Source organism: Streptomyces sp. NPDC002133 (genome assembly GCF_040296405.1).
Lineage (GTDB): Bacteria > Actinomycetota > Actinomycetes > Streptomycetales > Streptomycetaceae > Streptomyces.
Genome location: NZ_JBEOXF010000047.1, coordinates 1 through 18,682 on the forward strand (window position 1 = coordinate 1; position 18,682 = coordinate 18,682).

Here is an 18,682-nt window from a genome sequence, read left to right on the forward strand (position 1 = left end):
CCGGGGCTGGGCGCGGGTGAAGCGGTGACCTGGCTGGACGCGCCCGACGGCGTCCTCGCCCTCGCCCGCGACGGATTCGTCTGCACCACCAACACCACGGGCGAGCCGGTACGCCTCCCCGCTCCCGGCACGCTCCTGCTGGCCAGTGGGCCGGTCGCGGTCCAGGACGGCGTCGTCGTCCTGCCCGCCGACACCACGGCGTGGTGGACGGTGTGACGATCCCGAGGCCGAGGGGCGGCGCGTCCGCCCCTCGGCTTGCCGACATCGCCGCCCAGTCGGGCGTCAGCGAGGCCACGGTCAGCCGAGTGCTCAATGCGAAGCCGGGAGTCTCCGCGCCGACCCGCACCCGGGTCCTCGCCGCCCTCGACGTCCTCGGCTACGAGCGGCCCGTACGGTTGCGGCGGCGCAGCGCAGGGCTGATCGGTCTGGTGGTGCCGGAGCTCACCAACCCGATCTTCCCCGCATTCGCCCAGGTCGTCGAGCAGACGCTGGCCGGTCACGGCTACACGCCCCTGCTGTGCGCCAAGCAGCCGGGCGGGGCCACCGAGGACGAGCTCGTCGAGCAGCTCGAGGAGAGCGGCATCGACGGCATCGTCTTCCTCTCCGGACTGCACGCCGACACCTCCGCCGACCCGGCGCGCTATGCCGAACTCACCGCCCGGGGCGTCCCGTTCGTCCTCATCAACGGCTACAACGAGCGGGTGACCGCGCCCTTCGTCTCGCCCGACGACCGAATGGCCGCGGCCATGGCCGTACGCCATCTCGCCGAACTGGGACACGAGCGGATCGGGCTCGCGGTCGGGCCCGTGCGGTACGTGCCGTCGCGCCGGAAGACGGAGGGCTTCCTGGAAGCGGCCGGTCCGGGGGCCGAGCGGCACGTCAGACACACGCTCTTCAGCGTCGAGGGCGGGCACGCGGCCGCCGCCGAGCTCATCGAGGCGGGCTGCACCGGCATCGTCTGCGGCAGCGACATGATGGCGCTCGGCGTCATCAGGGCGGCCCGTGAACGCGGGCTCGACGTGCCGGGCGACGTGTCGGTGGTCGGGTACGACGACTCGCCGCTGGTCGCGTTCACCGATCCGCCGCTGACGACGGTGCGTCAGCCCGTACAGGCCATGGCGTCGGCGGCGGTGGGCGCGCTGCTGGAGGAGATCCGCGGCAATCCCGTGCCGAGCACGGAGTACGTCTTCCGGCCGGAGCTGGTGGTGCGGGGGTCGACGGCGCGACCGCGCTGAGCGGGCGGGGCCCTGCTGCGTGCCGTGCTGTCGGGCCTGCAAAGTTTTGCATCGAGGTGTCCTGCGTGTCTCCTCCGTGTGTCCAGACGGTTGACCGCTCACCTGTCTGGCCCTACGGTCACCTGCGCAGAGGGTCTTGCAGTTTTGCAGCAAGAACATTCAATCCCCCACCCGGCCCTCTGATCCCCCTTCCTGAGCCGCAGGAGGAACCACATGGCCAGCAGATCTCTGGCTGCCGCGACCGCCCTCGTGGCGGGAGCGGCGGCCGCGGTGATCGCGCCGGCGGGCGCCGCACAGGCGGCCCCGCCCGGCAGCAAGGACGTCACCGCCGTCCTCTTCGAATGGCGCTTCGACTCGGTCGCCGCAGCGTGCACCAACACCCTGGGCCCCGCCGGATACGGGTACGTCCAGGTCTCCCCGCCCCAGGAGCACATACAGGGCGCGCAGTGGTGGACCTCGTACCAGCCCGTCAGCTACAAGATCGCGGGCCGGCTGGGCAGCCGAACCGCGTTCGCCAACATGGTCAACACCTGCCATGCGGCGGGCGTCAAGGTCGTCGCCGACACCGTCATCAACCACATGGCGGCGGGCTCGGGGACGGGCACCGGCGGCTCCTCGTACACCAAGTACGACTACCCGGGCCTGTACTCCTCCTGGGACATGGACGACTGCACCGCGCACATCACCAACTACCAGGACCGCGTCAACGTCCAGTACTGCGAGCTGGTGGGCCTCGCCGACCTCGACACCGGCGAGGAGTACGTCCGCACCAAGATCGCGGGCTACATGAACGACCTGCTGTCGCTGGGCGTCGACGGCTTCCGTATCGACGCCGCCAAGCACATGCCGGCCGCCGACCTCGCCGCGATCAAGGCGAAGCTCGGCAACCCCGGCGTGTACTGGAAGCAGGAGGCCATCCACGGCGCGGGCGAGGCCGTCCAGCCGACGGAGTACCTCGGCAATGGTGACGTGCAGGAGTTCCGGTACGCCCGCGACCTCAAGCGGGTCTTCAACAACGAGAACCTCGCCTACCTGAAGAACTACGGCGAGGGCTGGGGCTACATGGCGAGCGGCCGGTCCGCCGTCTTCGTCGACAACCACGACACCGAGCGCGGCGGCGACACCCTCAACTACAAGGACGGCGCCAACTACACCCTGGCCAACGTCTTCATGCTGGCCTGGCCGTACGGCTCCCCGGACGTCCACTCCGGCTACGAATGGTCCGACAAGGACGCCGGCCCGCCCAACGGCGGCACGGTGAACGCCTGTTACAGCGACGGCTGGAAGTGCCAGCACGCGTGGCGCGAGATCTCCTCGATGGTGGCGTTCCGGAACACCGCGCGAGGGCAGGCCGTCACGAACTGGTGGGACAACGGCGCGGACGCGATCGCGTTCGGCCGCGGCGACAAGGCGTACGTGGCCATCAACCACGAGTCCTCGGCGCTGACCCGCACCTTCCAGACCTCACTCCCGGCCGGAAGCTACTGCGACGTCCAGTCGGGCACGGCCGTGACGGTCAACGGCTCCGGCCAGTTCACGCGGACCCTCGGCCCCAACACAGCGGTCGCGCTGCACGCGGGCGCGAGGACCTGCTGAGCCGCCGTTTCCCGGTGGGGGCGCGCCACCGAGCCCGTTGAGGTCTCCCCGAGGCGAAGCCCTGGGGGAGACCGAGGACGGGCACACCGGTTGCCGCGACATGGGGCGGCACTTTGCACAGCAACGCACGCACTTCGGCACGAGTGAAGGAGATCCTTGTGATACGCCCCCTGCGCGGCAGGCGCAGAGCCGTCGCGGCCACGCTGGCCGCCGCGCTCTGCGCCGCGCTCGCGCCCGCCGTACCCGCGGCGGCCGCGAAGCCCCCGGCCCCGCCGTCCGACGCGAAACTCGCAGCGGAGCCCTCGCGGCACGATCTGACCCGGGAGCAGTTCTACTTCGTGCTGCCGGACCGGTTCGCGAACGGCGACAGCGCCAACGACCGCGGCGGACTGACCGGTTCGCGCCTGGAGACCGGGTACGACCCGACCGACAAGGGCTTCTACCAGGGTGGCGACCTCAAGGGGCTCACCCAGCGCCTCGACTACATCAAGGGCCTCGGCACGACCGCCATCTGGCTCGCCCCGATCTTCAAGAACCGGCCCGTGCAGGGCACCGGCAATGGGGGTACCTCCCAGGCCGAAGGCTCTGGGGGAGCCTCCGCCGGCTACCACGGCTACTGGATCACCGACTTCACCCAGGTCGACCCGCACTTCGGCACCAACGCCGACCTCACGAAGCTGATCGACAAGGCCCACTCCAAGGGCATGAAGGTCTTCTTCGACGTCATCACCAACCACACCGCCGACACCGTCGACTACGCCGAGAAGGCCTACGGCTACCGCCCCAAGGGCGCCTACCCGTACCTCGACAAGGACGGCCGCCCCTTCGACGACCGGGACGGCGTCACGGCCGGCGCGGTCGACGCCGAATCGTTCCCGTACACCCCGGTCAACGGGGCGGGCGGTGTCACCAAGGTCCCGGCCTGGCTGAACGACCCGACGATGTACCACAACCGTGGCGACTCCACCTGGGCCGGGGAAAGCGCGGAGTACGGCGACTTCGTCGGTCTCGACGACCTGTGGACCGAGCGTCCCGAGGTCGTCGACGGCATGAGGAGGATCTACGAGAAGTGGGTCCGCGAATTCGACATCGACGGCTTCCGCATCGACACCGTCAAGCACGTCGACCTGGACTTCTGGACCCAGTGGGCCACGGCCCTCGACGCGTACGCGGCGCGCCGGGGCCGCGACGACTTCTTCATGTTCGGTGAGGTCTTCTCCGCCGACACGGCCGTCACCTCGCCGTACGTCACCCGGGGACGGCTGGACGCCACCCTCGACTTCCCCTTCCAGGACGCGGCCCGCGCCTACGCATCGCAGGGCGCCGACGCCGGCCGTCTCGCCCGGGTCTTCGCCGACGACTACCGCTACACCACCGACAAGGCCAACGCCTACGAGCAGGTCACCTTCCTCGGCAACCACGACATGGGCCGCATCGGGACCTTCCTCGAGCAGGACAACCCGGGCGCGGGCGACGCGGAGCTGCTGAAGCGGGCCCGCCTCGCCAACGAGCTGATGTTCCTCAGCCGCGGCAATCCGGTGATCTACTACGGCGACGAGCAGGGCTTCACCGGCGCGGGCGGCGACAAGGACGCCCGCCAGACCCTCTTCGCCTCGAAGACCGCCGACTACCTCGACGACGACCAGCTCGGCACGGACCGTACGCACGCCGACGACGCCTACGACACCACGCACCCGGTCTACCGCTCGATCGCCGCGCTCTCCGAGCTCACCCGTGAGCACCCGGCGCTCCGCGACGGCATCCAGCAGGAGCGGTACGCCAAGGACTCGGTGTACGCCTTCTCCCGCACCGACGCGAAGAAGCGCACGGAATACGTCGTGGCCGTCAACAACGCCACGACCGGGAAGACCGTGACCCTGCCCGTCGACGCGGCATCCGACTTCCGCGTCCTGTACGGCGGTTCGGGCACCGTCCCCGCCGCCGACGGCACGGTCACCGTCACCGTTCCCGCACTGTCGTCGCTGGTGCTGCGCGCGGACAGGCCCCTCGCGGCCCCGGCCGCCAAGCCCGGCCTCACCCTGAAGGCCCCCGCCGCCGGAGCAACCGGCACCGTCGAGATCTCCGCCGACGCCGACGGCGGGCAGTTGAACCGCGTGGTCTTCGCCGCCCAGGTCGGCAACGGCCCGTGGCGGACCCTCGGCACCGCCGACCACGCCCCGTACAAGGTCACCCAGCACCTCGCCGCCCCCGCCGGAACGCCGGTGCGCTACAAGGCGGTGGTCGTGGACAGCCTCGGCCGCACCGCGAGCGCCACGGCGCAGACGACCGCGGGCCAGGTCCCGCCGCCCGAGAAGCCCACGGCCGTCGAGCGTACGTACGCCGTCGTCCACTACCGGCGCACCGACGGCGACTACGACGGCTGGCAGCTCAGGTCCGGCGACCTGACGGGCGGCTTCACCGGGCGGGACGCCTTCGGCGCGTTCGCCTGGGTCAAGGTCCCCGAGGGCGCATCGTCGCTGGCGTACACCGTCGAGAAGAACGGCACCGCGGACGGCCCGCAGCGGAGCATCGGCCTCGGCCGCACCGGTGAGGTCTGGATCACGCAGGGCCAGGACGGCCAGTCGGACACCGCGCCCGACGGCGTCTACCCGCCGCAGGACACCAGCAAGGCCGTCCTGCACTACCAGCGGCCCGACGGCGACTACGACGGCTGGGGACTCCACACCTGGACCGGCGCCGCGGAGCCCACCGACTGGTCCCGTCCGCTGATGCCGGTGCGCCAGGACGCCTACGGCGTGACCTTCGAGGTCCCGCTCGCCGAGGGCGCCACCTCGCTCAGCTACATCGTCCACAAGGGCGACCAGAAGGACCTCCCGACCGACCAGTCGCTCTCCTTCGGCAGCCACGGACGTGAGGTGTGGATGCTGGCCGGGCAGCCGAAGTACCTGCTGCCGCAGACCGGCGGGGCACCCTCGCTGGACCTGACGACGTCCGAGGCGCAGTTCATCGACCGCGACACCGTCGTCTGGAAGGTGAAGGCGACCACCGCCACCAGCCAGCAGCTCGTGTACGCACCCGGCGGCGGCATCCAGGTCGTCGACGGTGCCCTCAGTGACGAGGGCCAGTGGCTCCGGCTCACCCCGGCCACCCTGACCGACTCCCAGAAGACGTCACACCCGCACCTCAAGGACCACCCGGCCTTCACGGTCGATCCGCGCGACCGCGACCGTGTGCGGGACGCTCTGCGCGGGCAGCTCGTCGCCACGCAGCGGGCGGCGAACGGCGCCCTGCTCGCCGCGACCGGCGTGCAGATCCCGGGCGTGCTCGACGACCTGTACGCCGCGAAGGCGCAGGGCTCGGCCCTCGGCCCGGTGTTCCGCAAGGGCCGTCCGACCCTGTCGGTGTGGGCCCCGACCGCCCGGAGGGTCTCCCTCGAACTCGACGGGAAGACCGTCCCGATGCGCCGCGACGACCCCTCCGGTGTCTGGTCGGTCACCGGCCCGGCGGACTGGCGCGGAAAGCCGTACCGGTACGCCGTGACCGTCTGGGCGCCCAGCGTCCAGAAGCTCGTCACCAACAAGGTCACCGACCCGTACGCAACCGCCCTCACCACCGACTCGGCCCGCAGCCTCGTCGTCGACCTGGCCGACCCGAGGCTCGCCCCCAAGGGCTGGGCAGGACTGAAGAAGCCGGCCGCCGTGCCGCTCAAGGACGCCCAGATCCAGGAGCTGCACATCCGCGACTTCTCGATCGCGGACCGCACGGCGAAGCACCCCGGCGGCTATCTGGCCTTCACGGACCGTGAGTCGGCCGGTATGAGGCACCTGCGCGAACTCGCCGCGGCCGGCACCTCGTACGTCCATCTGCTGCCCGCCTTCGACATCGGCACCATCCCCGAGAAGAAGTCCGACCAGACCGCCCCGGCCTGCGATCTCACGGTGTACGCCCCGGACTCCGACGAGCAGCAGGCGTGCGTCGCCGCGGCTGCCGCGAAGGACGCCTACAACTGGGGCTACGACCCGCTGCACTACACCGTCCCCGAGGGCTCGTACGCCTCCGACCCGGACGGCACGCGCCGCACGGTGGAGTTCCGGCAGATGGTCCAGGGCCTGAACGGCGCCGGGCTGCGCACGGTCATGGACGTCGTCTACAACCACACCGTGGCGAGCGGGCAGGACGGCAAGTCCGTCCTGGACCGGATCGTGCCCGGCTACTACCAGCGGCTCCTCGCCGACGGCACCGTGGCCACGTCCACCTGCTGCGCCAACACCGCGCCCGAGAACGCGATGATGGGCAAGCTCGTCGTCGACTCGGTCGTCACCTGGGCCAGGGAGTACAAGGTCGACGGCTTCCGCTTCGACCTCATGGGCCACCACCCGAAGGCCAACATCCTCGCTGTCCGCAAGGCCCTCGACGCGCTGACCGTCGAGAAGGACGGCGTCGACGGCAGGAGCATCGTCCTGTACGGCGAGGGCTGGAACTTCGGCGAGATCGCCGACGACGCCCGCTTCGTCCAGGCCACGCAGAAGAACATGGCCGGGACGGGAGTCGCGACCTTCTCCGACCGGGCGCGCGACGCGGTCCGCGGCGGCGGTCCCTTCGACGAGGACCCGGGCATCCAGGGCTTCGCCTCGGGTCTCCACAACGAGCCCAACGGGTCCCAGGCCAACGGCACCCCGGCCGAACAGAAGGCCCGGCTGCTCCACTACCAGGACCTGATCAAGGTCGGACTGTCGGGCAACCTCGCCGGCTTCACCTTCACCGACACATCGGGCCGCCCGGTCAAGGGCTCGGACGTGGACTACAACGGCTCCCCGGCCGGCTATGCCGCCGTCCCCGGCGACGCCCTCGCCTACGCCGACGCCCATGACAACGAGACCCTCTACGACGCGCTCGCCTTCAAGCTGCCCGTCGGCACACCCGCGGCCGACCGCGCCCGTATGCAGGTGCTCGCGATGGCGACGGCCGCCCTCTCACAGGGCCCCGCGCTGTCCCAGGCCGGCTCGGACCTGCTCCGGTCGAAGTCGCTGGACCGCAACTCGTACGACAGCGGCGACTGGTTCAACGCCGTCCACTGGTCCTGCGGCCCTGACGGCAACGGCTTCGGCCGCGGCCTGCCGCCCGCCGCCGACAACAAGGCCAAGTGGCCCTACGCCAAGCCCCTGCTGATCGCGCCCACGCTGAAGCCGGGGTGCGCGGAGATCTCAGGCGCCTCCGCCGCGTACCGTGATCTGCTGAAGATCCGTACGAGCGAGACGGACTTCGGGCTCGGCACGGCGGACGAGGTGCAGTCGGCCCTCTCCTTCCCGCTCTCCGGGAAGGACGAGACGCCGGGCGTGATCACGATGCGCCTCGGGGATCTGGTCGTGGTCTTCAACGCCACGCCGGAGCGGCAGTCGCAGCGGGTCGGCGCACTGGCCGGCACGCCGTACGCCCTGCATCCGGTGCAGGCGGCGGGCGCCGACGCGGTCGTGAAGTCCGCTTCCTACGAGGGCGGCTCGGGCACCTTCCGCGTGCCGGGTCGTACGGTGGCCGTCTTCACCCGCGGCTGACCACCGGTGGCGCGCCTGGGCCCTGACGGCTCAGGCGCGCTGCTGCGGCACCCGTGCCGCGTGCGGTGCGAGCGCCACCAGCCGGCCGACGAGCTCGCCGAAGGGCCCGTCGGCCGGCTCGTCCTCGAGGATGCGCAGCAGCACGGCCGCCATCTCCCGGTCGTACGCGGCCGGCACGGCCACCAGAGCCGCGAAGTCGTGCACCAGCTGCAACTCGAGCTCGGCGCGCGGGATGTCCCGCCCGTCCAGCCAGATCAGCGCCGTCGACTCGGCGAGCGACACCCAGGACCGGACGACCAGCCGCAGCCTCGCCGGGGGTTCCGTGATGCCGAGGTGCGCCATGATCTGGTCGTACGCCGCGTGCCTGACCTCGTCGATCATGCCGTTGGTGGTCGTCGCCGTGCCCACCGGGCAGGCTCCGCCCGCGGGGACGGCGGGGCCGCCGCGCATCAGCGCCGAGAACCCGGGCCCGTGCTCGTCCACGAAGTCGAAGAACCGCCTCATGACGCGCAGCAGGCGCGCGCCGAGCGGCCCTTCGGGCTTCTCGACGAAGCGGGCCGCCAGCTCGTCGGCCGCGCGGCGCAGCGCCGCCTCGTACAGGCTCTGCTTGCCCGGGAAGTAGTGGTATACGAGCGGGCGGGAGATCCCCGCGGCTGCGGCGATCTCGTCGATCGACACCTCGTCGGGGGAGCGGTGGCTGAACAGATCCAGCGCCACCCCGATCAGCTGCTGCCTGCGCTCCTCGACGCCCATCCTGCGGCGTACCCCGGTCGTCATGCGAACAGCCTAACGGCCGGGCGCCGGAGGCCGTCCGTTACGCTCCCGGGACATGACCGCATCTGACCAGGAAACCCCGGCACCGGGACCGGTACCGGGACCGGTATCGGGACCGGCGGCGGAGACGGAGACCGGGGCGCCGGAGGTCGCGGAGACGGAGCTCGTGGCGCCGGAGCGCGCGGGGATGACCCCGCGCCAGGCCCGAATGCTCCGCATCACCGTCGCATCCGTTCTGCTCGTGGCACTGGCGGTGGTCCTGGCGGTGCGGCTGGCCAGTCGTACCTCCGTGCTCGTGGTCGGGGTGTACGGACTGGCCATGATCCTGTGCGGAGTTGTCATCGAGCTGAGCCGCCACGGCCGCACCCGGCTCGGCACGTGGCTGCTGGGCGCGGGTCTGCCGGCGGCGCTGGCCGCGGACTGGCTGCTGCTTCCCTGAAGCGAGGCGATCCGGGAGGCGTCTTCCGGATCGGGCGCTAGAGGTCCAGGACGAGGCGTCCGCTCGTGCAGCGTGAGACGCAGATCAGCATCGAGTCGTCCCGTTCCGCGTCCGTGAGCAGGTGGTCGCGGTGGTCGATCCCGCCCTCCAGGACCCGCTGTCGGCAGGTGCCGCAGAAGCCCTGCTCGCAGGAGTACGGGACGTTCGGCAGCTCGTCGCGCACGGCGGCGAGCAGCGAACGGTCCGCGGGGACCGTGAGCGTACGGCCGGAGCGGTGCAGTTCGACCTCGAAGGCGCCGCCGGACGCCGTGGCCGCCGCCGTGAACCGCTCCAGATGAAGCTCGCGGCCCTCGGGCAGGGTCGCGGCGACCGCGTCCATCAGGCCCTGCGGGCCGCAGCAGTAGACCACCGTCCCCGCGGGGAGACCGGCCAGGAACGCGAGGTCCGGAGGGCCGAACGTGGTTTCCGCGCCCAGCTTCTCGGCCTCGTCGAGGTACGGCATGGTGACCCGGTCGCGCCCGCAGTACACCAGCCGCCGGCCGGTGACGCCCGCCGTGTGCAGCGCCCGCACCATCGGCAGGATCGGCGTGATCCCGATGCCGCCCGCGACGAACACGTACGACGCGGCCTGCACCAGCGGGAATCGGTTGCGCGGGCCGCGGATCTCGATCTCCGTGCCCTCATGCAGTTGTTCACGGACTTCGAGCGAGCCGCCGCGGCCGTCCTCGATGACGCGGGTCGCGACCGTGTACGTGTCGCGTTCGGCCGGGTCGCCGCAGAGCGAGTACTGCCGTACGAGACCGGAGGGCAGCACGAGGTCGACATGCGCGCCGGGTTCCCAGGGCGGCAGGTCCTGGCCTTCGAGCCGGAGCTGGACGACGCCTTCGGCGGGGGAGGTGCGTTCGGTGACCAGGACGCGGTGCGAGGACACGCGGCGTCGCCCCTGGCCGGACGTCGGCTTCTCCAGTGCGGGCATGGGCCACAGCGGGGACGCCTCGATACGGCGGCGAACGGCCCGCCGGGCGAGCAGCGCGGCCCCGGCGACGAGGACGACGGTACGCAGTCGGGGCATGTCAGCGGCCTCCGTTCGCGCCGGGCGACGAGGCCAGATAGGCGACGGCCTGGGCGGTACTGCCCTCCTGGCTGGGGTGGTACGCATGGCTCAGATAGCGCGGGATCGAGCGCAGCATGTCCGGTGTGGACGGGAGCACGCCGCGGTTTCCCGCGCGGTAGAAGTCCCGGAAGCTCGCTTTGCCCTCGACGAGGGTCGGATCGTTCTCCATGAAGAAGCGGGCGCCGCGCTGCCAGAGGAAGACGAGCGCCGAGAACGCCGTCGCCCAGGTTCGCACCCGGCGCCGGTAGCTGCCGTCGACGTGCATGAAGAGGTCGAAGGCGACCGAGCGGTGCTCGACCTCCTCGGCGCCGTGCCAGCGCAGCAGGTCCAGCATCATCGGATCGGCGCCGCGCCGGTCCAGCTCCCCGGCGTTGAGGACCCAGTCGCCGAGGAACGCCGTGTAGTGCTCGATCGCGGCGATCAGCGCGACGCGCTCCTTGAGCCACCATGCGCGGGGCCTGCCGGGCGGGAGGGTCCGGTCGCCGAGCAGCTTCTCGAAGAGCCAGTCGACCTGTGCGGTGTAGGGGGTCGGGTCGAGTCCCAGTTCCCTGAGGTGCGGCAGCACGTCGTCGTGGGCCTGTGAGTGCACGGCCTCCTGGCCGATGAAGCCGATGACGTCCTCGCGCAGCCGGTCGTCGCGGATGTGCGGCAGGACCTGCTTGTAGACGTGGACGAACCAGCGTTCGCCGGCGGGGAGCAGCAGGTGCAGCACATTGATGGTGTGGGTGGCGAAGGGGTCTCCGGGGATCCAGTGGAGCGGGGTCTCCTCCCAGGCGAAGGAGACCTTGCGGGCCTTGAGGGGGGTGTGTTCCGACGCCACCGCGGCCGGGGCCGGCTTCGTATTAGACATGGCGTCAATGTACTGACGGGTATGCCGCCCGAACAGAGGCGTGCAGCGAGGAGTCGGGCCGGTGCGTGCGCGGTCGTTCCGCTGGGCCTCGTCGCCTGCTCCACCTCCTCGTTGCCGGTCCACCGTCCTCGGCCTACTGTCCATGGCCATGACCGAGCCCTCGCATCTGCACGCCACACGGACGTCCTACGACACCGTCGCCGTCGACTACGCCCGGCTTTTCGGAACCGAGCTCGGCAAGCGCCCGCTGGACCGCGCCATGCTTGCCGCGTTCGCCGAAGTCGTACGGGCCGACGGGGCCGGGCCGGTCGGCGATCTCGGCTGCGGTCCCGGCCGGGTGACGGCCCATCTGGCCTCGCTCGGGCTGGACGCCTTCGGCATCGACCTGTCGCCGGGGATGATCGAGGTGGCCCGTCGGACGTACCCGGGCCTGCGGTTCGACGAGGGCTCGATGACGGCCCTGGAGCTGAAGGACGGCACGCTCGGCGGCATCGTCGCCTGGTACTCCACCGTCCACACTCCGCCGGAGGAACTGCCGGAGGTGTTCGCCGAGTTCCACCGGGCCCTGGCGCCGGGCGGCCACCTGCTGATCGCCTTCAAGGCCGGCGACGGGGGTGTGCACCTGGAGCAGGCGTACGGCCACGCGGTGTCTCTCGACGTCTTCTGGCTGCCGGTCGACCGGGTGGCCGGGCTGCTGGGCGGGGCGGGGCTGGTCGAGGTCGCCCGGCTGGTGCGCGAGCCCGAGGAGATGGAGAAGACCCCGCAGGGCTTTCTCCTGGCACGCAAGCCGGCCTTGAAGCCCGTCCGGTGAAGCCCGTCCGGTGAAGCCCGTCCAGGATGTGACGACGGGCATGCGGGCCCACCGGACGGTACCGGGCGGAGCGGGCAATTCGGGGCCCGCCCCTGCTCGGCACGGGCTGGGCAGGGGCCGTGTCGAAGTGCGGCTCCGCCGCGTGGGTCCGCCGCACGGGCACCTGTGCCCACCCGGGGATCAGCGCAGCGCGCCCGCCCGCGTGCCGTCCGCGAGGGTGCCGTGCAGCTCCGCGCGTGAGCCCTGCGCGGCGCGTACGGCGAGGAGGTTGCCCTCGGCGCTGCTGCGCACCCCGCCGGAGGTGGCCAGTGACCTGAACTGGTCGCTGCCGGCGGCGAGGACGTACCACTGGCCCGCCCGCGACTTCCACAGGACGCCGGCCAGTACCCGGGGATCGCGCGGGCCGCAGGCCGGGGAGCCCTCGGAGCGAGCCGCGACCGCGGCCGGGGCGTCGGCAGGCCTGCGCGTCGTCGGGGCCTGGAACTGGGCGAAGGCGCGGCTTCCCGTGCCGCGCCAGGTCTCCGCGCGGGTGCACAGCCAGGCGGCGGTGCCGTTCGCCTCGGGGAGGGGCTGACGCGCATACTCCCAGGAGTTGACCGCGCGGATCCCGTGCGAGCGCACCGCGGGCAGCAGACAGGCCGTGCGCGACCAGGCCTTCCGGGCCGCGTCGGTCGACACATCGGCGGGCGCTGCCGGCGGACCCCAGGTCAGCCGGGCCGGGGCGAGTTCGCCGAGGTCGGTCACCAGCCGCCGCTCGACGGACCCGGACCCGCTTCCGTCCTGCAGCTCCAGCGCCTCCCACGAGCGGCAGCCGCGGTCCTGGACCGGGGTCGGCAGCGGGTCGGTCACCCCGTGGGCGTCCCGGCCCAGAGGCCGAGCGGCCCCGGCCGGGTCGAGCAGGTCGCGCACCCCGGTGCCGGTCACCCAAGGGGCCACCAGATAGCGGACGTTGCCCTGCCACCGCCCCACCACCAGCGCCCCCGAGGACGCCGCGCCCGCCCCGTCGACCCGCGCGAAGTCGAGCGCCGCGCCGGCGGATGTCCCGTCGCCGGGTTCGGCGTACCGCACGACCCTCAGCCCGTCGTGGAACAGCACCACCCGCGCCTGGTCGACCATCCCCGCGAACAGCAGCTGCGGGGCACCCATCGGAGGCCCTGGCGGGGTGCCGGGCGTGGCCGACGTCTGCACCCGGCTGCTCGGCCGGGCCCAGACGGCGAGCGCGCGCCGCAGCAGCGCGCGGTCGCCCGTCAGCGTCCCGCGCGTCGGCCACACCGAGAAGTCGGCCCGGGCGGAACTCCGCCAGGCCCCAGGTGCGATGCGGCCCAGCCGGTCCGGGTCGAGGGCCGCCTCGGACGCCGGGTTCCGGGCGTACAGAGGTGCGGCCGCGCCGTCGGGGCCCCAGCCCTCGCCGGGCAGACCCAGCAGCGTGCCGCACACCAGTACGGCCGCGGCCGCGGCGAGCGCCGCCCTGGCGTGCTGACGCCGGCGCATGAGGTCCGTGGGCCGGGCCTGCAGGGAGCAGGGGTCGAACTCGGGCGAGTCCAGCAGCGCATACGATGCCCCGGCGCTGTCCGCCTCGGCGAGCGTCGCGTGCGGGTCACCGATACCGGCGTCGGCGAGGACGTGCCGTACCTCCGCGTCGGACAGCCGTTCCAGGCCCCGGAGCACGAACGCGGCCCTGGCCGGGCCGGAGAGCCCGGACAGCCGCTGGTCCAGGGCGAGTTCGTCCGCACCGCCCGAGCGGGGGAACAGCCTGAGCCCCCAGACCTGGGGCAGCAACGGCGGGAACTGCGCCCGTTTGGGCCAGGCCCGGCGTCTGAGTGGAAGCCCCGCCTCCAGGGCCTGCCGCAGCACCCGCCGACGGACGAACACATAGCCGGGCGCGGCGACGCCGGCGCGGGCCGGGAGACCCACGCGTGACGGTACTTCCTCGCGAGGCACGGGCACGGGGCCGGGCACCTGCGGGCCCTCCGCCCCCACGACCGCTTCGGCGGCGCGTGTCCGTCCGCGCGGCAGTGAGCGCTGGACGACGGAGTGCGCGGTGAGCACCCGCCGATTGCGGCCGAGCGAGGGCGGCAGGACGAGATACGCGATCCGGACGAGACGCGGATAGTGCTCGACGAGCGCGGCCTCGGCCTGCTCGACATCAAGGGCGGCGGGGGCGAGTTCCTGGGTGCTCACCTTCAGCAGAACGAGGGAATCGTCCGATAGTCACCAGCCGTTACCGGGTCGTCGTCGATGCGCCCGGCGGTGCCGGACACACGGAAGCGCTCGGTACCGGCTTCGCCGGGGACCGTTGTGAGGCGGGACTGTTCCGCGTGCCGGGGAGCAGCCGCCCCAGTGCACTGCGTGCCGCAGCCGTACCCGTGCCTGGTCGCGCGACGGCGCTCATCGAGGCTCCCGAAGCGGGGGGCGCGAACACGGCACCCACTCCGACGGCCCCTGCGGCGCCCAACAGCCACCGTCTCGACAGCGCGGCCACCGGTGCCCCTCTGTGTTGCCCAAGAGACCACAGGTGCGTGTGGGAGCGCACGTTACCCGGCGTTCGCCAGCGCACCAGGGCGCCGAGCGGGCACGATGGCCAGATGCGTACGGAACGACGGCGAATCACCACCCCGATAGCCCTGGCCACGCTGGTCCTGACGGCCTGCACGGCCCTCACCGCATGCGGCGGGGACGACGAAAAGGCCCCCGATGCGCCGAAGACGGCGACGGGGACCCTGGAGCAGCTGGCCGCTGAGGCCACGTGCGAGCCGAACATCCAGACGGACGCCAAGGAGCTGCGGCAGGCCAACTGCACGACGGACGACGGGACGTACGTGCTGGCCACCTTCGCGACCGACCGCGGCCAGCGCGAATGGATCAACGAGGCCAAGGACTACGGCGGCTCGTATCTCGTCGGCAGGAAGTGGGTCGCGGTCGGCGACGCGAAGGTGGTCGCAGCGCTGCGCGGCCGGCTCGGCGGGACCGTGGAGAGCGGCTCGTCGCACGACCAGCACTCGGGGAGTAGTGGTGGTAGTGGGGAGAGCGACGAGGGGCACTCCGGCCATCACTGAGCAGGCCGCGCAGGTCTGAGGGACGTGGGGGGAGAGGAGACGCCGAACCCCCGGGCTCAGCCCGGGAGCCGGGGGTTCGGCGCCGGCTCGGTCAGCGGCACCTACGGCCGTCGTTGATGCACTTGACGACCCTGTTCATCAGTCGCTGGTCGAAGACGTTGATGAAGTCGCCGTGGTCCGTGATCGGCTTGTGCAGCTGCTCCGGGAAGGAGTCGACGGCAAACACGCTGGGGTTGTCCCCGCCGAAGGCGGGCGGCGGAACGTCGTAGACGATCCGCTGGACCAGCTGCGGAATGGCCCTGAAGCCGTTCTGGCAGCGACCGTTGGCATCCGCGAACGCGACATGGGTACGGTGGTTCGCACTGTCGGTGTTCTGGCCGTCCCAGCAGCTCTGGAACTTGAATGTGCGCACCACCTGACTGCCCTCGGGGCAGATCGGGTACTTGTCCTTCAGCTGCCGGTCCTCGAATCCCGTGCAGCTCCAGGACGCATTCGCATTGGCGTCTCCGTTGGTGAATGACTTGGCGTCACCGGTGATGATCCGAAGGAGGCGCGGCATGGCCGTGACCTTGCCGACGGGACTTCCCACGAAATTCAGCGTGACCTGGGCCGGAGTCTGGATCTCTCCGACGTTCTGGTCCTTGCCGCCGCCGTCGGCGTTCGCGTCGTTCTCGTCCTGACCGTTCTGCACACGCAGCACCGGCCAGTAATAAGTCGACTTGTCGCCCTGGTTGCGGCAGGTGGTGTTGCCATTGGCGAGGTCGTCGTCGCTTGCGAAGGCGTCATTCGCCTGGTTGCCGACGTAGTCGTGCATATGGTGTGCGCCATTGCTCACGCCGGGCGCGACGATGACATTGTCCGGATTGAACTTGCCGTTCTGGTTCCGTCCGCAGTCGGTGGTGAAGGTGCCTCGGGAGGCGCCCCGGCGATTGCGGGGGTTCTGGACATTCGGCTCGACGGACTGGATGTCGACGAAGTCGGCCTCCTCGGGACCGTTGCCCGCCTGACCGCCGTTGCCCTGGTCATCGCCCTGGTCTCCGCCGTCCTGGCCCTGGTCACCGCCCTGGTCCTGGCCGCCGTCCTGGCCTTGGCCCTGGTCCTCGCCCTGGCCCTGGTCGCCGCCCTGGTCCTGACCGCCGTCGTTGCCGGCGCCGCCGTTGTCGTCGGCGCGCAGGGTGCACGGGGCCAGCTTTTCGAGGCCCTGCGGTTTGTCGGCCTCCTGGTCGATGAGTGCGACGATCCGCTGGATGATCACCAGCCGCTCATTTCTCAGCGGCGCCAGAATCTGCTGCTCACCGAAGGAGGGATCGCTCTCGATCCGCTCCTTGTTCTCGGCGAACCGCTGATAGGCGGTGGTGATCTGGGTGTCAAGTGTGGCCAGTTCACGGTCGACCGACCCGCGTACCCCTTGGGGCACTTCGGGAAGTTCATTGCCGACGTCGGGGCAGTCGATGGTCGACATGGACTGGCCGGCATTCTTGGTCTGGGCCGGGCGTTGACCGGTCCAGCCCCAGCCCTCACCCGCGGATGCGTAGTAATTGACCGCCACCAGCCCACCCCCGCCCAGAATCAGGGCAGCCGAGGCGGCGATCGCCCGGTGTGCCAGCGTAGAGCGTTTGCGTGATGTGCGTCCCATGGAACTCCAATCCCGGGGGGGCGTAGCGCCGTTCCATACGGGCACAGTCGGCGGCCTGTTCAACCGGTGCTGGAATTCGTAGAAATCTCCATTCGCAAACCGGACGGAATGAGTGACACCGCACGAGACCGTACGAGCCGCGTGAGAACGCTCGATTACCGGTCGAGGTGGGCCAGTACGGCCGGCACCCCGCGGTTGTCGTCGCCCGACGGCGGAAGCCCCGGCTTCGTGATGACGTTCGCAACGGATACTTGGCCACCGCCACTTCGGTGATGACGAGTCGGTCGGCGATCACGGCGTTCGACCTGCCCTGTGCCCCAGCTCCAGCACCTCGGTCTCACGCGGCGTCAGACCCTCCGGCGGTCCGTCCTCGGTGTGCCGGGCCGGCAGGTGCGAGATCCCCCGCGGGTCCATCGCCGTAGCACCCGCCGCCCGGCGCACCGCGTCGACGGACTGCTCGGCCTCGAACACCCGGTCCTTGGGCCGGTGTCCCGCCCCGCCGTTGCCGTCAGGCGGCGACTCACGCGCGCCGGCAGCACGCCGCCAGGACACCGGCCGGAGTCGGGGCGCCGTTCAGGAGTCGGGAAGCAGCGCCGACTCCTGCTCGGGGGAGAGGCCCGTGGGGCTGCGGACCGTGCGCAGCGGGGGCTCGCCGTCGAGGGAGCGCAGCCAGGCCCAGGTGTCCGCGACGGTCTCCGCGACCGGCCGGCAGTGCAGGCCCGCGGCCAGCGCCTTCGACACGTCCGCGCGATGCATGGCGTCGTGCGACTCGCCACGGGGGATCCAGACGGGCAGGTCCGTCCACGGCTCGACTCCGGCCGCGGCGATGGTCGCCTCGTCGAGCGGACGCAGTTCCGCGTCCGCACCGGTCACGCGGACGCACTCGTCGAGCAGTTGGCCCATGGTCGTGTGCCCGGGCGGGCTCACGAGGTTGTACGCGCCGTAAAGCCCCTTCTCCGAGGCGTCGAGGAGCCATTCGGCAAGATCGCGTGCGTCGATGTACTGCAGCGGCAGATCGCGCGGCCCGGGAGCCGGGACCGGGCCGCCCCTGGCCACCCGATTCAGCCACCAGGGCAGTCGGCCCACGTTCTCCCAGGGGCCGAGGATCAGCCCGGCCCGCGCCAGCAGCGAGCGGTCCTCGCCGAAGGCCGCGACCGCGGCCAGCTCGCCGCCCCGCTTGTCATGGGCGTAGTCGGTGGACCCGGCATCGGCCGCGGCGCCTTCGACCAGGGGCCCGTACTCGTCCAGACCGGGTGCCATCGGCCAGGCGTGGACCGAGCGGCTGGACACGTACACATAGCGGCCCGCACGGTCGGCGAGCAGCCGCGCCGCCTCCAGTACGGCGGAGGGGGCGGACGACCAGGTGTCGACCACGACGTCCCAGTCGCCCTCCGCCTCTTCCAGCGCCGTCAGCCCGCCGGGTGCGGTGCGGTCGCCGTGCAGCACGGACACACCCTTCGGGGCCTCGTGCTGCCCGCGGTGGAACACGGTCACCTGCCAGTCGCGTGCGAGCGCGGCGTCGACGACCGCCCGCCCCACGAACTCCGTCCCGCCCAGTACAAGAAGTCTCATGATCCGGACTCTGCCCTGTCGCGGCCCCGACGGCAGCACATTTCCGCTCCCAGGAAAATCCGCTTTCAGGGAAATCGGCACGCGCA

The 18,682-nt window shown here is 71.5% G+C and carries 11 protein-coding genes and 3 pseudogenes; 7 read left to right on the forward strand and 7 right to left on the reverse strand.

Annotation, left to right across the window (positions count from 1 at the left end):
• The 4 genes and pseudogenes from ABT078_RS31380 to pulA all read left to right on the forward strand — a co-directional run.
• Nucleotides 1-216, forward strand: a pseudogene (locus tag ABT078_RS31380) (alpha-glucosidase); the annotation flags it as partial.
• Complete coding sequence (locus ABT078_RS31385) at nucleotides 201-1,235, forward strand: LacI family DNA-binding transcriptional regulator (protein WP_351233706.1); 1,035 nt, start codon at nucleotides 201-203, stop codon at nucleotides 1,233-1,235. The pseudogene ABT078_RS31380 and the gene ABT078_RS31385, both read left to right, overlap by 16 nt.
• 213 nt (nucleotides 1,236-1,448) lie before the next feature.
• Nucleotides 1,449-2,828, forward strand: a pseudogene (locus tag ABT078_RS31390) (alpha-amylase); the annotation flags it as partial.
• 161 nt (nucleotides 2,829-2,989) lie between these two features.
• Complete coding sequence (gene pulA, locus ABT078_RS31395) at nucleotides 2,990-8,344, forward strand: pullulanase-type alpha-1,6-glucosidase (protein WP_351233708.1); 5,355 nt, start codon at nucleotides 2,990-2,992, stop codon at nucleotides 8,342-8,344.
• Between the two features lie 30 nt (nucleotides 8,345-8,374).
• Here the strand turns inward: pulA and ABT078_RS31400 are convergent, their stop codons facing one another.
• Nucleotides 8,375-9,121 (reverse strand): TetR/AcrR family transcriptional regulator, encoded by a 747-nt coding sequence (locus tag ABT078_RS31400; RefSeq protein ID WP_351233710.1) that lies wholly within the window; start codon nucleotides 9,119-9,121, stop codon nucleotides 8,375-8,377.
• A gap of 52 nt (nucleotides 9,122-9,173) precedes the next feature.
• Between ABT078_RS31400 and ABT078_RS31405 the strand changes: the two genes are divergently transcribed.
• A complete protein-coding gene (locus ABT078_RS31405) occupies nucleotides 9,174-9,557 on the forward strand; it encodes a hypothetical protein (protein ID WP_351233712.1) in 384 nt (127 codons plus the stop codon).
• A 37-nt stretch (nucleotides 9,558-9,594) separates the two neighbouring features.
• On the opposite strand, the gene ABT078_RS31410 is transcribed toward ABT078_RS31405, so the two are convergent.
• Nucleotides 9,595-10,629, reverse strand: a complete 1,035-nt coding sequence (locus ABT078_RS31410) for a PDR/VanB family oxidoreductase (protein ID WP_351233714.1) — start codon at nucleotides 10,627-10,629, stop codon at nucleotides 9,595-9,597.
• A gap of 1 nt (nucleotide 10,630) precedes the next feature.
• A complete protein-coding gene (locus tag ABT078_RS31415) occupies nucleotides 10,631-11,521 on the reverse strand; it encodes a metal-dependent hydrolase (protein ID WP_351233716.1) in 891 nt (296 codons plus the stop codon).
• A gap of 148 nt (nucleotides 11,522-11,669) precedes the next feature.
• On the opposite strand from ABT078_RS31415, the gene ABT078_RS31420 reads away from it, so the two are divergent.
• Nucleotides 11,670-12,332, forward strand: coding sequence for a class I SAM-dependent DNA methyltransferase (locus ABT078_RS31420; RefSeq protein WP_351233718.1), 663 nt, complete (start codon nucleotides 11,670-11,672; stop codon nucleotides 12,330-12,332).
• Between the two features lie 180 nt (nucleotides 12,333-12,512).
• Here the strand turns inward: ABT078_RS31420 and ABT078_RS31425 are convergent, their stop codons facing one another.
• A complete protein-coding gene (locus ABT078_RS31425; protein WP_502981405.1) occupies nucleotides 12,513-14,522 on the reverse strand; it encodes a hypothetical protein in 2,010 nt (669 codons plus the stop codon).
• Nucleotides 14,523-14,917: 395 nt separating this feature from the next.
• Here ABT078_RS31425 and ABT078_RS31430 point away from each other — a divergent pair, with 395 nt between their 5' ends.
• On the forward strand, nucleotides 14,918-15,388 hold the full coding sequence (locus ABT078_RS31430; protein ID WP_351233722.1) for a hypothetical protein: 471 nt from the start codon (nucleotides 14,918-14,920) through the stop codon (nucleotides 15,386-15,388).
• Between the two features lie 91 nt (nucleotides 15,389-15,479).
• On the opposite strand, the gene ABT078_RS31435 is transcribed toward ABT078_RS31430, so the two are convergent.
• The 3 genes and pseudogenes from ABT078_RS31435 to ABT078_RS31445 form a co-directional block, all read right to left on the reverse strand.
• On the reverse strand, nucleotides 15,480-17,024 hold the full coding sequence (locus ABT078_RS31435) for a DUF1996 domain-containing protein (protein ID WP_351233724.1): 1,545 nt from the start codon (nucleotides 17,022-17,024) through the stop codon (nucleotides 15,480-15,482).
• Between the two features lie 155 nt (nucleotides 17,025-17,179).
• Nucleotides 17,180-17,552: pseudogene (locus tag ABT078_RS31440) on the reverse strand (LuxR C-terminal-related transcriptional regulator); the annotation flags it as partial.
• A 45-nt stretch (nucleotides 17,553-17,597) separates the two neighbouring features.
• Nucleotides 17,598-18,596: an NAD-dependent epimerase/dehydratase family protein gene (locus ABT078_RS31445; protein WP_351233726.1), complete on the reverse strand. Its 999-nt coding sequence runs from the start codon at nucleotides 18,594-18,596 to the stop codon at nucleotides 17,598-17,600.
• Nucleotides 18,597-18,682 lie beyond the last annotated feature (86 nt).